The sequence below is a fragment of the Tardiphaga sp. genome (genome assembly GCF_028290785.1).
Lineage (GTDB): Bacteria > Pseudomonadota > Alphaproteobacteria > Rhizobiales > Xanthobacteraceae > Tardiphaga.
Genome location: NZ_JAQGJD010000294.1, coordinates 1 through 14,821, shown reverse-complemented (window position 1 = coordinate 14,821; position 14,821 = coordinate 1). Strand labels below are relative to the sequence as shown.

The 14,821-nt window shown below is 65.0% G+C and carries 16 protein-coding genes and 1 other RNA gene; 5 read left to right on the top strand and 12 right to left on the bottom strand.

The window, feature by feature from the left end:
- Nucleotides 1-57: 57 nt before the first annotated feature.
- From JWR89_RS17725 to tkt, 12 genes are all read right to left on the bottom strand, one after another.
- A complete protein-coding gene (locus JWR89_RS17725; protein ID WP_299718472.1) occupies nt 58-1,107 on the bottom strand; it encodes a putative sulfate exporter family transporter in 1,050 nt (349 codons plus the stop codon).
- Nucleotides 1,104-1,889, bottom strand: coding sequence for an inositol monophosphatase family protein (locus tag JWR89_RS17720; RefSeq protein ID WP_299718470.1), 786 nt, complete (start codon nt 1,887-1,889; stop codon nt 1,104-1,106). Before JWR89_RS17720 ends, JWR89_RS17725 begins: the two co-directional genes overlap by 4 nt.
- Before the next feature lie 99 nt (nt 1,890-1,988).
- Nucleotides 1,989-3,053, bottom strand: a complete 1,065-nt coding sequence (locus JWR89_RS17715; protein ID WP_299718468.1) for a tetratricopeptide repeat protein — start codon at nt 3,051-3,053, stop codon at nt 1,989-1,991.
- Nucleotides 3,054-3,060: 7 nt separating this feature from the next.
- Nucleotides 3,061-3,807 (bottom strand): thiamine phosphate synthase, encoded by a 747-nt coding sequence (locus tag JWR89_RS17710; RefSeq protein WP_299718465.1) that lies wholly within the window; start codon nt 3,805-3,807, stop codon nt 3,061-3,063.
- Complete coding sequence (locus JWR89_RS17705) at nt 3,771-4,805, bottom strand: class I fructose-bisphosphate aldolase (protein WP_299718463.1); 1,035 nt, start codon at nt 4,803-4,805, stop codon at nt 3,771-3,773. The genes JWR89_RS17710 and JWR89_RS17705 overlap by 37 nt, the downstream gene beginning before the upstream one ends.
- 48 nt (nt 4,806-4,853) lie before the next feature.
- Nucleotides 4,854-5,177: a type II toxin-antitoxin system PemK/MazF family toxin gene (locus JWR89_RS17700; protein WP_299718461.1), complete on the bottom strand. Its 324-nt coding sequence runs from the start codon at nt 5,175-5,177 to the stop codon at nt 4,854-4,856.
- Complete coding sequence (locus JWR89_RS17695) at nt 5,174-5,380, bottom strand: antitoxin MazE family protein (RefSeq protein ID WP_299718459.1); 207 nt, start codon at nt 5,378-5,380, stop codon at nt 5,174-5,176. The genes JWR89_RS17700 and JWR89_RS17695 overlap by 4 nt, the downstream gene beginning before the upstream one ends.
- Before the next feature lie 68 nt (nt 5,381-5,448).
- Complete coding sequence (gene fba, locus JWR89_RS17690; protein WP_299718457.1) at nt 5,449-6,516, bottom strand: class II fructose-bisphosphate aldolase; 1,068 nt, start codon at nt 6,514-6,516, stop codon at nt 5,449-5,451.
- Nucleotides 6,517-6,676: 160 nt separating this feature from the next.
- Nucleotides 6,677-6,973 (bottom strand): hypothetical protein, encoded by a 297-nt coding sequence (locus JWR89_RS17685; RefSeq protein WP_299718455.1) that lies wholly within the window; start codon nt 6,971-6,973, stop codon nt 6,677-6,679.
- Nucleotides 6,974-6,981: 8 nt separating this feature from the next.
- On the bottom strand, nt 6,982-8,178 hold the full coding sequence (locus tag JWR89_RS17680) for a phosphoglycerate kinase (protein ID WP_299718453.1): 1,197 nt from the start codon (nt 8,176-8,178) through the stop codon (nt 6,982-6,984).
- 206 nt (nt 8,179-8,384) lie between these two features.
- Nucleotides 8,385-9,395: a type I glyceraldehyde-3-phosphate dehydrogenase gene (gene gap / locus JWR89_RS17675; protein WP_299718452.1), complete on the bottom strand. Its 1,011-nt coding sequence runs from the start codon at nt 9,393-9,395 to the stop codon at nt 8,385-8,387.
- Nucleotides 9,396-9,519: 124 nt separating this feature from the next.
- The gene (gene tkt, locus JWR89_RS17670) at nt 9,520-11,505 is read right to left on the bottom strand and encodes a transketolase (protein WP_299718450.1); all 1,986 of its coding nucleotides are present in this window, start codon (nt 11,503-11,505) and stop codon (nt 9,520-9,522) included.
- Nucleotides 11,506-11,794: 289 nt separating this feature from the next.
- Here tkt and JWR89_RS17665 point away from each other — a divergent pair, with 289 nt between their 5' ends.
- The 5 genes from JWR89_RS17665 (at nt 11,795) to JWR89_RS17645 (ending at nt 14,324) form a co-directional block, all read left to right on the top strand.
- Nucleotides 11,795-12,136, top strand: coding sequence for a DUF4164 domain-containing protein (locus tag JWR89_RS17665; protein ID WP_299718448.1), 342 nt, complete (start codon nt 11,795-11,797; stop codon nt 12,134-12,136).
- Nucleotides 12,133-12,516 (top strand): cell division protein ZapA, encoded by a 384-nt coding sequence (locus JWR89_RS17660; protein WP_299718445.1) that lies wholly within the window; start codon nt 12,133-12,135, stop codon nt 12,514-12,516. The genes JWR89_RS17665 and JWR89_RS17660 overlap by 4 nt, the downstream gene beginning before the upstream one ends.
- A 100-nt stretch (nt 12,517-12,616) precedes the next feature.
- Nucleotides 12,617-12,776: non-coding RNA, 6S RNA (ssrS, locus tag JWR89_RS17655), on the top strand.
- A gap of 140 nt (nt 12,777-12,916) precedes the next feature.
- Nucleotides 12,917-13,498, top strand: a complete 582-nt coding sequence (locus JWR89_RS17650; protein ID WP_299718443.1) for a 5-formyltetrahydrofolate cyclo-ligase — start codon at nt 12,917-12,919, stop codon at nt 13,496-13,498.
- Nucleotide 13,499: 1 nt separating this feature from the next.
- Nucleotides 13,500-14,324 (top strand): TIGR00282 family metallophosphoesterase, encoded by an 825-nt coding sequence (locus JWR89_RS17645; protein ID WP_299718441.1) that lies wholly within the window; start codon nt 13,500-13,502, stop codon nt 14,322-14,324.
- Nucleotides 14,325-14,821: the final 497 nt, after the last annotated feature.

Here is a 14,821-nt window from a genome sequence, read left to right as displayed (position 1 = left end):
ACCCCGCGAGTTCCATTCGGCGCCTTCTTCGTTCTCCCCGCGAAGCTTAGTTTCCGCCTACGCCACTCCCGCTGCCAAAATCACGCCATAGCTGATCACGGCCAGCACGATCAGCGACAGAGTGACCGCGATGGTCACAGCGAGGCCGGCCTTCGCCACCACGCGGACATCGACGCCCAGCCCGAGCCCCGCCATCGAAATCGTGGTGAGGATGCTGGCGATGCCGGCGACCGGTTTGACCCACGTCATCGGAATCAGTCCGAGCGAACGGGCCGCGGCGACCAACAGGAAGCCGACGATGAACCACGGCAGCAACTGGTGCAGCGCCAGCTTTTCGTGAGGCGCGGTGCGCGGGCCATCGCTGCCGCGCAAGCGGCCCGCGGCGAGCGAAAGTCCGAACACCACGGGGCCCAGCATCAACACCCGCACCAGCTTCACCACCGTGCCGACCTGATTGCTCAGCGCGCCGATCGGCAGCGTGGCGGCCAGCACCTGCGGAACGGCATACACCGTCAGGCCCGCCAGCACGCCGTATTGCGTCAGGGATAATTGCAGCAGCGGCACGAGCAGCGGCAGCAGCAGCACCACGACCACGCCGAGTACCGCGGTGAATGCAATCGAGGAGGCGACGTCGTCGCTGTCGGCGCCGATCACCGGCGCGACGGCGGCGATGGCGGAGTTGCCGCAGATCGAGTTGCCGCAGGCGATCAGGATCGCCATCTTCTGCCGCAGGCCGAGCGCGCGGCAGATCGCATAGCTGCTGGCGATGGCGAAGATCACCACGACAACGATCCCGACCAGCAGCAACGGGCCGAGCGCCAGCACCGTGCCGGCGCTGAGCGCGGCACCGAGCAACACCACGGCGATTTCGAGCAGGATTTTGGCGGAAAAATCGATGCCGGGCAGCCATCGCGACCCGGGGCTCCACAGCGTCCGGATGATGACCCCGATCAGGATCGCCAGCACCAGCGCTTCGAGATAGGGTTCGCCGACGAGAGCGACTTCGATCTTCTCGAGCAGCATCGCGAGCAGCGCCACGGCCACGCAGAGCGCGAGGCCCGGCAGGCTGGCGAGCCGGAACGGCGTCGGCGCGCCATCGGCGGTCACAGCGGCCGAAGAATTTTCGTCAGTTCGCCGTTCACGAATTCATTGCCGCAGACCACGTTGCCGGTCTTCAACACGTCGCCGCCATGGATGTCGCCGACGGTGCCGCCGGCTTCCTTGATCAGCACGATGCCGGCCGCAATGTCCCACGGCTGAAGGTTGCGCTCCCAGTAGCCGTCGAGACGGCCAGCGGCGACGAAGGCGAGATCCAATGACGCCGCGCCAAAACGGCGGAGCCCCGCGACCTTCGGCTGCAGCGCGGTCATTTCCTTGCGCGACTGCTCGTGGTCGCCGCGGCCGATATGCGGCAGGCCGCAGGCGATGACGCATTCGTTGAGCTGCTTGCGGCCGGCGACGCGCAGGCGGGTATCGTTGAGGAACGCGCCAGAGCCCTTTTCGGCCATGTAGAGTTCGTCGTTGGCGGGATTGTAGATCAGGCCGGCGATGGCGACGCCTTCGCGCAGCAGGCCGATCGACACCGCGAAATGCGGAATGCCGTGCAGGAAGTTGGTGGTGCCATCCAGCGGATCGACCACCCAGCTATGGCTCTTGTCGGTGCCTTCGCGATTGCCGCCTTCCTCGCCGAGGAAGCCGTAGCCGGGGCGCGCCTTGTTGAGGTCGGTGTACAGCATCTCCTCGGCGCGCTTGTCGGCGAGGCTGACGAAATTCGCCGGGCCCTTCATCGAGACCTGCAGGTTCTCGACTTCGCCGAGGTCGCGCTTGAGGCTGCGGCCGGCGCGGCGTGCGGCTTTCACCATGACGTTCATCAGGGCCGAATTGATCATGATTTCGCTCAAGACGACCTGGGCGTCAGGTCTCAATGGATGCTGCGGGAGTTGCTGGGGCGATGGGTGCCCTGCAAGCGCGGGAACGTCAAGGGCCGATCATTTCGGAGCGCCCAGCCATTTTCGCGCGGCGTCCTGGGCGCTGCTGCGCTCTTCCGGGGTGGCCTTGGCAAGGAGCTCGTCGAGCATCAGGTCGCCCTTGCCGGCGGTTTTGGCGACAATATGCCATTTCAAGCCCTCCAGCCGCTCGGCGGTGTCGGGACGCATCGCCAGCACGCGCGCCAGCCGGTTTTGCGCAATCGGGCTGTTCTGCCTGGAGGCCTTGCGCAGCAGGGCCACGGCGGCCGTCTCGTTTTTCGGTGTCCCGGTGCCGTTGTACAGCGCGATGGCGTATTCGACCTCGGCATCGACATTGTCGGCGAGCGCGGCGGCCTGCAGCAGCCGGACCGCCTTGTCGACGCTCTTCTCGACGCCGGTGCCTTCCTTGTAGAACGTTGCCAGCGCGTATTGTGCCTCGGGATTGCCGGCATCGGCGGCAACACGCAGCAATTCGGCCGCGCGCTTGACGTCCTGCGGGAAGGTCTGGCCGTCCAGATAGAGCAGCGCCAGGTTATATGCCGCCTTGGGATTGCCGAGCTTGGCGGAGGAGGCCAGCAGCTTGGCGGCGTCATCGCGATTGCCGGACTTGCCGCCGCGATCCGACAGCCGCAGCATGGCGAGCGCGAACATCGCCTCTCTGTCGCCGCGTTCGGCGGCGCGCTGATACCATTCCGCGGCCTTGGCGTAGTCGCGCTTGACCCCCAGGGCATTGGCGTAGAGCTCGCCGAGCATGGTCATCGCCTTGGGGTCATTGTTCTCCTGCGCGCGCTTCATGGCGAGATCGAAGGCGGTCTTGTACTGGCCGCGCTGATAGGCGCCGTAAACCAGGTCGGCATTGGAATCGACAGGCGCTGCCGCCGTGGGCTCTGCGGGTTTGGGGGCCGGCGCCGGCGGCTTCTTCGCCACCGCCGCCGGTGCCTTGGCGGGTGCCTTCGGCGCCGCCGGCTTGCTGGCCTTCGGCGGCGCCGCGGGCGCGGCCTGCGGCGTCAGCTGAATCTGCGCGGAAGCGCAGCCTGCCCACGTCGCGCAACCCGCGAGGATGATAAGGAAACGCAGAATTTTCATTCCGGCGTCATTCCTGTTCGGCTTTGGCTGTTCCCGGCATGGCAGCTTCTGATTTGGCAACTTCCAGTCTGGCGGCATGACCCAGCCCGATCGCCTGCTCGGCGTCCATCAGCGCCGCGGTCGGGCCGCGCGGATCGGCCCAGATGAAGTCGCCCACCAGCACGAAGTCGGCGCCCGCCACGGCGAACGCCCGGGCTTCATCGACCGACGCCGCATAGCCGACGCAGGGCGGCTCGAACAGTTCGGCCCACCATTGCAGCCGCTCGGCGATGGCATCCGCCGATGGCCGCTCGCCCTTCGCATCCGGTTCGCCGAACAGCACGTAATCGACGCCGGCTTCGCCCGCCGCCATGGAATCGTGGCGCGTGGAAAGCCCGCCGACGCCGGCGATCCAATCCGGCTTCAGAGTTTCCATCGCGTCTTCCACGGCTTCGATGCCGTCGAGATGCGCGCCGTCAGCGCCGCCGCGGGCCACCAGTTCGGCGTGGCCCTCGATCAGCACGGCAGCGCCGCTCGGCTGGATCGCCGGCACCAGCGCCTTGATGCGCGAGATCAGGGTGCGCTGGTCGGTCATCTTCAGCCGCACCAGCACGGCGGCGACGTCGGCCTTCGCCAGCAACGCGGGCAACTCGGTCACCAGCGCGGCGGGATCCTCGAGCACCGGGGTCGCCAGATAGAGCCGCGGCGCGGGCGGCGGTGGAACGGGTTTGGCCAAGACTATGCCGCCTTCTGGGTTTCTTGAGCCGCCGTCCATTCGCCCTTGCTGGCGAGCGAATTCATGCGGGCGCGATGGGTGAAAGCCTGCTGCCCGGCGGCGACGTTTTCCGATCTGCCGGACCACGCCTTTTGCGGCGCCGCCTGCAGCGCGCGGCCATAGGAGAAGGTCAGCGGCCACGGCAATCCGCCGATTCGGTTCATGGCATCGAGATGCGCAGTGGCGTCCTCGTCGGACTGGCCGCCGGACAGGAAGGCGATGCCCGGCACCGCGGCCGGCACGCAGGCCTTCAGCATCCGCACGGTCTTCTCGGCGACTTCCGCGACACTGGCCTGGGTCTTCGACTTCTTGCCGGAGATCGCCATGTTCGGCTTCAGGATCATGCCCTCCAGCTCAACACGCTGGATGCGCAATTCCTGGAACGTCTTGTTGAGCACGCGCGTGGTCACCTCGACGCAGCGGTCGATGTCGTGGTCGCCGTCCATCAGCACTTCCGGCTCGACGATCGGCACGATCTGCGCCTGCTGGCACAGCGCCGCATAGCGGGCCAGCGCATGGGCATTGACGTGGATCGCCGTCATGCTGGGGATGTGCGAGGCTTGGTTGATGTCGATCACCGCGCGCCATTTCGCAAACCGCGCGCCGCGCTCGTAATATTTTGCCAGCCGCTCGGCGAGCTTGTCGAGACCGACTGTGACCAGTTCGCCCGGGCAGCCTGGGAGCGCCTGGGTACCTTCATCGACCTTGATGCCCGGGATCGCGCCGGCCTGCTCGATCAGTCTGACCAGCGGCGTGCCATCGGCAGCGTTCTGCCAGATCGTCTCGTCGTACAGGATGACGCCGGAAATGTAGTTCGACATCGCTTGCTGGGAGCGAAACATCATCTCGCGGTAATCGCGGCGGCTGTCCTCCGTGGATTCCACGCCGATCGCGTCGAACCGCTTCTTGATGGTGCCGCCGGACTCGTCGGCTGCCAGCACCCCCTTGCCGGGGGCGACCATGGCGCGGGCGATCTTGTTGAGGTCGGCGAGGTTCATCAAATGGTCCTGCAAAACGGTGTTCTTGAAGGTCAAACGTGACGGTTGTCAGGCAATTCCAGTGAAAACAGCAAAGGCGCGATCAACTCGATTTAGATCATCGGGAGCCAGACGTCCAAAGACCTTACCGATCTTTGCAAGCGGCAGCGTCGCGCACTTGTCGGCCATCACCTGCGATCTGGATTGCAGGCCGTTTTCAGGAGTCGGTTCGACCAAAATGCGAAATGTGCGGGCAATGGAAATCTCGCTGGTCAGCGGCAAGAATGTAACCGAGTCCAGACCTTCGGCCCACGTCGCTTGAATGACGACCGCCGGTCTCGGTTTTCCATACGCACCCTGCATCACAGCGGTCACGAGGTCGCCGCGTTTCATTTCCAGCCTTCGATCTCAATACCCGAAAGCTCATCAAGAATGACTTTTTCGTCCGCACTAGCATTGATGGCCGCGATTTCGCGAGCCACCTGCGCCTTGAATTCCGGCGCATTTACATCAGGCACCCAGATGGTCACCGGCTTCAGGCCGGCGGCCTTCATCTTGTCGCGGTGCTTGCGGACCCGCTTGGCTCCATCGGACATGGCGGCCTCCATTTGTTACATGTAACATATGGCAGGCCGCCGTGGCCTTCAAGCACGGAGGCGCCCGATCAGACGATCTTCGCGGCCAGCTCGCCGGAGGCATAGCGCTTGGCCATGTCCGCGGTGGTGTAGACCGTCTTGAACTTGCTTGCCTGGCCGGCGGTATTGAACTCCTGCAGGCGCTGCTTGCACAGCTTGACCATCGCTTCCATCGCCGGCTTCAGGTACTTGCGCGGGTCGAATTCGCTAGGGTTTTCCTTGAGAACCTTGCGGATCTGGCCGGTCATCGCCATCCGGTTGTCGGTGTCGATATTGATCTTGCGCACGCCGTGCTTGATGCCGCGCTGGATCTCCGACACCGGCACGCCCCAGGTCGGCTTCATCTCGCCGCCATAGGCGTTGATGATGTCCTGCAGGTCCTGCGGCACCGAGGAGGAGCCGTGCATCACCAGATGGGTGTTGGGCAGCTTGCGGTGGATTTCCTCGATCACGTTCATGGCCAGAATATCCCCGTCCGGCTTGCGGGTGAACTTGTAGGCGCCGTGCGAGGTGCCCATGGCGATCGCCAGCGCATCGACCTGGGTCTCCTTGACGAACTTCACGGCCTCGTCGGGGTTGGTCAGCAACTGGTCGTGCGACAGCTGGCCTTCGGCGCCGTGGCCGTCTTCGGCTTCGCCCATGCCGCTCTCCAGCGAGCCGAGCACGCCAAGCTCGCCTTCCACCGAAATGCCACCGAGATGCGCCATGTCAGTCACGGTCTTGGTGACGGACACATTGTAGTCCCAGTCGGCAGCGGTCTTGCCGTCGGCCTTCAGCGAGCCGTCCATCATCACCGAAGTGAAGCCGGCCTGGATCGCGGTCATGCAGGTCGCGGGACCGTTGCCGTGGTCGAGATGCACGCAGACCGGGATCTGCGGATAGATTTCGGTGACGGCGTCCATCATGTGCTTGAGCATGATGTCGTTGGCGTAGGAGCGGGCGCCGCGCGAGGCCTGGATGATCACCGGCGCGTCCACGCTCGATGCCGCCTCCATGATCGCCAGCGCCTGTTCCATATTGTTGATGTTGAAGGCCGGCACGCCATAATCGTGTTCCGCGGCATGATCGAGCAATTGACGCAACGTGATGCGGGCCATGGGAACTCCTTGTGAGGGATGGGACGGCGCGGTCGGCGTGACCGGCACGGAAATGCTGCCCCGCTATTAACGCGACGCTGGCAGGAATCCAAGTCGCCGAAGGTCGCGGGTGGTATGGGGATTAGTGGTGGCCGACCAAGAAGCCGGGCAACCAGGTCCGCTATGCGGTTGTCTCGGCTTCCAACGCCGCGACGCGCTCCTCGACGTCGCTGACCCGCTCGTCGAAATCGGTGACCGTTGCTCGCATCATGACCAGCATGCCAGCGCTATCGCGGCGCTGTTTGTGCATGACTGTCTCGATGCGTTCAAACCTTGTATCGGCGGCCAGTCTGAATTCGCCGAGTTCGGAACGAAGCGCGCCGATACCCTCCTGAATCTTGATCAGGATATCCAGCGTTACATCTGTGGGACGCTCTGCCATGTCCGTGAACATAGCATAAACATCGGCAACCAACAAGGGTAATATCAGGCCTTTGCGCGCAACACGTCCACGCCCGGCAGCGGCTTGCCTTCCATCCACTCCAGGAAAGCGCCGCCTGCCGTCGAGATGTAGCTGAACTCATCCGCCACCCCGGCATGGTTCAGCGCAGCCACCGTGTCGCCGCCGCCGGCGACCGAGATCAGCTTCTTCGCCTTGGTGCGCGCCGCGGCGTGCTTGGCGGCGCCCACGGTGCCGGTGTCGAACGGCGTCATCTCGAACGCGCCAACCGGGCCGTTCCACACCAGCGTCGCGGCGTCGTCGATCGCGGCGTTGATCCGCACGATCGACTGCGGTCCGACATCCAGGATCATGCCGTCTTTCGGAACCGCATCGAGCCCGTAGGCTTGCGATGGCGAATTCGCTTCGAACTTGAACGCTACGACCGCGTCCACCGGCAGGATGATCGCGCAGCCGGCGGCTTCCGCCTTGTCGATGATGCGCAGCGCGGTCGCGGCGAGATCCTTCTCGCAAAGCGACTTGCCGACGCCGATGCCTTGCGCGTGCAAAAATGTGTTGGCCATGCCGCCGCCGATCACCAGCGCGTCCACCTTGGTGACGAGGTTTTCCAGCAGGTCGATCTTCGACGACACCTTTGCGCCGCCGACGATGGCGATCACCGGCCGGGTCGGCGCGTCCAAGGCCTTGCCGAGCGCGTCGAGCTCGGCCTGCATGGTGCGGCCGGCATAGGCCGGCAACTTGTGGCCGAGGCCCTCGGTCGAGGCGTGGGCGCGGTGTGCGGCGGAGAACGCGTCGTTGACCCAGATGTCGCCGAGTTCAGCGAGTTCAGCGACGAAGGCCGGATCGTTCTTTTCCTCGCCGGCATGGAAGCGGGTGTTTTCGAGGCAAAGGATGTCGCCGTCCTTCATCGCGGCAACGGCCTTGGCCGCGACGTCGCCGATGCAGTCTTCCGCAAATGCCACGGGCTTGCCGATCACCTCGGCGAGCGCCGCGGCCACCGGCTTCAGCGACTGCTTGGGATCGATACCCTTCGGTCGGCCGAAATGCGCCAGCAGGATGACCTTGCCGCCCTTGCCGGAGATCTCGGTGACGGTCGGCGCAATGCGCTCCAGCCGGGTGGCGTCGGTGACGCGGCCGTTGTCCATGGGGACGTTGAGATCGACGCGCACCAGCACGCGCTTGCCGGAGACATCGACGTCATGGAGGGTGCGGAAGGAGCTCATCTATGACCAGTCTTCTTGGGCTGCAGTTGTAATTCAAAGGAGGGGGCCGCCGTCACTTTGTTCCGACGGCGATCCATCCTGCTCGCGCGTAACCTGCATGCCTTGTCGGAATGCAAACACGATAAACGCCAGTAGAAGAATTCCGGCCGGAACGCCAATCCATGGGGACAGTGTCATTCCGGCCTCCTGTTTTGCGAAGTCGATCCTTAGATCAGCTTGCCCATCGCGACAGCCGTGTCGGCCATGCGGTTGGAGAAGCCCCACTCATTGTCATACCAGGACAGCACGCGCACCAGCGTGCCGTTCTGTACCTTGGTCTGGTCGAAGGCGAAGGTGGAGGAGTGCGAGTCGTGGTTGAAGTCGATCGACACGTTCGGATGCGCGGTGGTGCCGAGGATGCCCTTCAGATCGCCGCTCTCGGCGGCGGCCTTGAACGCGGCGTTGACCTCGGCGGGAGTCACCGACTTCTTGGCAACGATCTTGAGGTCGATCACCGAGACGTTCGGGGTCGGCACGCGGATCGAGACGCCATCGAGCTTGCCGGCCAGTTCCGGCATCACCAGGCCGATCGCCTTGGCGGCGCCGGTCGAGGTCGGGATCATCGACATCGCCGCGGCGCGGCCGCGGTACAGGTCGCTGTGCAGCGTGTCCAGCGTCGGCTGGTCGCCGGTATAAGCGTGGATCGTGGTCATGAAGCCGGTCTCGATGCCGACCAGCTCGTTCAGCACCTTGGCCACCGGCGCCAGCGCATTGGTGGTGCAGGAGCCGTTGGAGACGACCAGGTGATCCTTGGTCAGCGTCTTGTGGTTGACGCCGTACACGATCGTCGCATCGGAGCCGTCCGACGGCGCCGACACCAGCACGCGCTTGGCGCCTGCCGTCAGGTGCATCGAAGCCTTCGCCTTGGCGCTGAAGATGCCGGTGCATTCCAGCGCGATGTCGATGCCGAGATCCTTCCACGGCAGCGTGTTGGGATCGCGCACCGCGGTGACCTTGATCTTGCCGCGGCCGATGTCGATGCTGTCGCCATCGACGGTGACTTCGCCGGGGAAGCGGCCGTGCACGCTGTCGAAGCGCAGCAGATGCGCGTTGCTCTCGACCGAGCCGAGATCGTTGATGGCGACGACTTCGATATCGGTGCGCTTGGACTCATAGATCGCCCGCAGGACGTTGCGGCCGATGCGGCCAAACCCGTTGATCGAAACCCGGACTGCCATTCAACTTCTCCCTGTAATGCTCAAGATATTGGTATTACCCGCATATAGTGACGTTTAACGGCCGTTTCATGCCCTGATTGGAACGCTGGCGCAATGCGTCTATTTCGCCAGTGTTCCGATAGGGTTAAGCCGCGTTGTGACGCTTGGTGGCGGCGTCCACGACGGCCTCTGCCGTAATGCCGAAATGCTTGTAGAGGTCTTTGGCCGGCGCGCTCGCGCCGAACGTCGACATGCCGATGAACACGCCATCGTGCCCGATCACCGCATCCCAGCCGAACCGCACCGCCGCCTCGACGGCGATCTTGACCGGCGCCTGGCCGATGATGGCTGCCTGCTTCTCCGGCGACTGCTGCAGCAGCAGTTCGAGCGACGGCACCGAGACCACGCGCGCCGCGATGCCCTTGTCGGCGAGCTGCTTTTGCGCGGCGACCGCGATCTCGACTTCGGAGCCCGACGCGAAGATCGACACCTGCGCCTCGCCCTTCGCCGCGATCAGCTCGTAGCCGCCGGTGGCGCACAGGTTGTCGTCGTGGTGCACGGTGCGCGCGGGCGTCAGGTTCTGTCGCGACAGCGCCAGCACCGTCGGGCCCTTGGTGTTTTCCAAGGCGAGCTGCCAGCATTCCGCGGTCTCGATCGCGTCGGCCGGGCGGAAGGTGCGCATGTTCGGCATGCAGCGCAGCGACGCCAGGTGCTCGACCGGCTGATGGGTCGGGCCGTCCTCGCCGAGGCCGATGGAATCGTGGGTCATGATGTAGACCACCGGCACATGCGACAGCGCCGCGAGCCGCATCGAGGGGCGGGCATAGTCCGTGAAACACATGAAGGTGCCGCCGGCCGGCGCAAAGCCGCCATGGGTGGCAATGCCGTTCATCGCCGCGGCCATGCCCATCTCGCGGATGCCGTAGTGGATGTAGCGGCCGCTGAAGTCGCCGGGCTTCACGTCCTTGGCATTCTTGGTGCGGGTGTTGTTGGATGGCGTCAGATCGGCCGATCCCAGCAGCAGTTCCGGCATCTCCGCGACCAGCACTTCCAGCGCGATCTCGCTGGCCTTGCGCGTGGCGACGGTCTGCGGCTCGTCGATCAGCTTCTGCTTCAGCTTGCGGATCGAGGCGGCGAGCCCCGCCGGGCGTACGTGATCGACACGGCGGGTAAACTCGCTGCGTGTCTCGTCCGCCAGTGCTTCGAAGCGCTTCGTCCAGTCGGCATGCGCCGACGCGCCCTGCTTGCCGACGTTGCGCCAAGCCTGCAGGATATCGTCCGGCACTTCGAACGGGCCGTAGTTCCAGTCGAGCGCCTTCTTGGCGCCGGCGAGTTCCTCGGCGCCAAGGGGCTCGCCATGGGCCTTGGAAGTGCCGGCGCGGGTCGGTGCGCCGAAGCCGATGGTGGTCTTGCACGCGATGAACGAGGGGCGGTCCGAGGTCTGGGCTTCCTTGATCGCCGCAGCGATGGCCTTTTGGTCGTGGCCATCGACATGCACGGCGTTCCAGCCATGGGCCTTGAAACGCGCCACCTGATCGACGCTGTCCGACAGCGTCAGCGGGCCGTCGATGGAGATGCCGTTGTTGTCCCACAGGAAGATCAGCTTCGACAGCTTGAGATGGCCGGCCAGCGCCGCGGCCTCATGGCTGACGCCTTCCATCAGGTCGCCGTCGGAGCACAGCACATAGGTGTAGTGATCGACGATGTCGCCGTATTCGGCGGCCAGCAGCCGTTCGGCGAGCGCCATTCCGACGGAGGTGGCCACGCCCTGGCCGAGCGGGCCGGTGGTGGTCTCGACGCCGGCGGTGATGAAGTTCTCGGGGTGGCCCGGGGTCTTGGAATTGAGCTGGCGGAAGTTCTTCAACTGATCGAGCGTGACGTCTTCGTTGCCGGTCAGATAGAGCAGCGCGTAGAGCAGCATGGAGCCGTGGCCGGCCGACAAAATGAAGCGGTCGCGGTCCGGCCAACGCGGGTCGGCGGCGTCGAACTTCAGGAACTGGGTCCACAGCACGGTGGCCACGTCGGCGGCGCCCATTGGCAGGCCCGGATGGCCGGACTTGGCCTTCTCGACGCCGTCCATCGCAAGCGCGCGAATCGCATTGGCCATCTTCGAGTGATCAACCTGCGCCATGTTCATTCCGCCTGAAGTGAGATGTTGGGGACGTTCCGCCTCCGCTGGAAGGTGCGGCTCTGCAGCAAGTCGTGGCATGCCAATGGAGAACGCGCTGGATAGCATTTGGTTGGCCGGGAGTCCAAGCCGGTTGGTCTTTACCGCCCAATTTTGTGGCCTTTGCAGTGCATAGCTTCTGTGCGCCGTTGCGCCAGGCTCGCTTGCCACGTAAATTTAAGGGCCTAAAGGCTTGCCGAGCCGCCACTTTTGCGACTTTGGCGGCTGTGCACCCAAGGTCCGCGTACCCCGTATGATCGAACGTCCCGCCCATCGCGCTGCCAGCCCGGACCCCGCTCCCAGCGGGGCGGCGGAAATCGACGCGGCGACGCGGCGGCTGATGGCCGCGCTGGATGCGCTTGAAAGCGCGGTGGAGCGCCGCCGCGAGGCCGATCGCGACGAGGACGAACTGGCGACGCGGATCCAGGCGCTCGGCGCCGACCGTTCGCGGCTCGCCGATGAACTCGATGGCACGCTGGTGAAATCGCGCCGCTTGGAGCGCGCCAACCGCGAGATCGCCGACAAGCTGGATGCGGCGATCGGCACCATTCGCGCGGTGCTCGATGCCGACGCGCCCGCGGAAGAAGCCGAATGAGTCACGTCAATGTCACCATTAATGGCCGGCAGTACCGCATGGCTTGCGAGGAGGGCCAGGAGACGAGGCTGCTGCGGCTGGCCGAGAGCCTGGAGTTCCGCGTCGAGAACCTGCGCGGCAAATTTGGCGAGATCGGCGACGCCCGCCTCACGGTGATGGCGGCGCTGACCGTGGCCGACGAGTTGCTCGACGCCAACCAGCAGGTCCGCGCGCTGCAGGAAGAGCTGGCAGCATTGCGCGACGTCCGCGTCGTCTCCGCCGACCGCGCGCGGGCGACTCAGACCGCGGTGGCCGCAGCACTGAACTCCGCCGCCGACCGTATCGAGAAGACCACCCAGGTGCTCAACCGCACCATCGGCGGCGGGGTATCGATCGGGTAGGAATCTATCGAGGCGGGGTCCTTCTTCACCCTCCCCCTCAAAAGGAGAGGGTGAAGCCTAGCCACTGGCGCACGCCATCCATAACGCCTACATTGCTCCTGCGAGGCTGCGTCGCGCGTCAGGAGCCACATATCCCCGGGGCCTTATCGATCCTCACGGGAACTGTCCCTGGCCAGGTCCGTGGACTTGGCTACATGGTGCCCACCTACTTTCGTAGGTGCTCCGGGATCGAGTGCTTCAACGGCCATCGTGGCTTCGCACTTTTATATTCTGCGTGACCACGCCGTCATGGCCGGGCAAAAGCGCGTCTTCGCGCTTGCCGTTCCGGCCATCCATGTCTTTAGCTTGCGGCAAGCAGAGACGTGGATGCCCCGGACAAGCCCGGGCACAACGGTGGTGAATGACTGAGACTTTCCTCGATAAAGCATCGCTCCGAACCGCCGCCCTCGCACGCCGCGCTAGCCTCTCCGGCGAAACGCGCGGCGCCGCCGCGCAATCCATCGCCACCCGCGCCTTTCCTGTCCCCATCACCGCCGGCACCATCGTCGCCGGCTATTCGCCGATCCGCAGCGAGCTGGACCCCATTCCACTGATGCATGCGTTGGCCGCGCGGGGCGCACGCCTCGCGCTGCCCGTCATCGTTGCCCGCGACGCGCCGCTGATGTTTCGCCAGTGGTCGCCGACCGATGCGCTGGTTGCCGGCGCGCTCGGCATCCTCGAGCCGCCGCCGGAAGCGCCGCCATTGCTGCCGGATATCGTGCTGGTGCCGCTCGCCGCGTTCGACCGGTCCGGCCATCGCATCGGTTACGGCGCCGGGCACTACGACCGCACATTCGAACAGTTGCGTGCCAGCAAGGCGTTCGTCGCCGTGGGCCTCGCCTTCGACGTGCAGGAAATCGCGGCGATTCCCGTGCAGCCGCACGACGTCGCGCTGGATTATGTGCTAACGGAAACCCGAACGATCGATTTCCGGAGCATCTGATTTGCGCATTCTTTTCATCGGCGACGTGGTCGGCAAGACCGGACGCAATGCCATCGCCGACCATCTACCCGCCTGCGTGCGCGACTGGAAGCTCGATCTGGTCGTCATCAACGGCGAGAACGCCGCCGGCGGCTTCGGCATCACCGAAGCGATCTACAACGATTTCATCGATGCCGGCGCCGACGCGGTGACGCTCGGCAACCACGCCTGGAATCAGAAGGAGGCGCTGGTGTTCATCGAGCGCGCGCCGCGGCTGATCCGGCCGCTGAATTTTCCGCGCCACACGCCGGGCCGCGGCGCGGCTTTGGTCGATGCCAAGAACGGCGCGCGCGCGCTGGTGATGAACGCCATGGGCCGCGTCTTCATGGAGCCGCTCAACGATCCGTTCTCCGCCGTTGGCAAGCAGATCGAGGCCTGTCCGCTGGTGGAGGCCGCCGATGCCATCGTGGTCGATTTCCACGGCGAGGCGTCGAGCGAAAAGCAGGGCATGGGTTTCTTCTGCGACGGCCGCGTCAGCCTGGTGGTAGGTACCCATACCCATGTACCCACCGCCGACCACCAGATCCTCCCCGGTGGTACTGCCTACATGACCGACGCCGGCATGACCGGCGACTATGATTCCGTGATCGGCATGCACAAAGACGAGCCGCTGCGCCGCTTCGTCACCGGCATTCCCTCCGGCCGCTTCGAGCCCGCCACCGGCATCGCCACCATGAGCGGCGTTGCGGTGGAAACCGACGACAAGACCGGCCTCGCGCTACGCATCGCCCCGGTGCGCCTGGGCGGACGGCTGTCGCAGACGGTCCCGGAGTTCTGGGTGAATTGATCGCCACTGTCTGGGGCCGTCGCAACCGCCGGCCCGGTACGGTCCTGGCTCCGCGCAGCGGCATGAAGAATGCCACACCGCGTCCGAGACCGGACATTGTCGCTGCAGAAGTTCCGCTTCGCTCGACCTGTGCTGCGACCAACGTACTACGAACAACCACTTGCAACCGAAGTACAATCCGAGCCAGGTTACACACGCAGATGTAGCTCGTTTTGATTGTATCATGACTCGCCCGATTTCCTTCGACCAGGCATCGCTGTCACTGCTCGATGCCGCCATCGATCCTTCGCAATTGGGGAAGGCGATGGACACCGTTGCGGAATATGCGGGAGCGACGGGAGCGGTGTTGCTTCAGATCCGGGGCCGGGGCCCCTGGCACGCCGCATTCGGCGTCGCTGCAGGAGGGGCTCGACGTCTACTTCAGGGACGAATGGCACCTGCGCGACGAACGCGAACGCGGCGTGCCGCATCTGCGGTCGAAAGGCATCTTCGTCGAT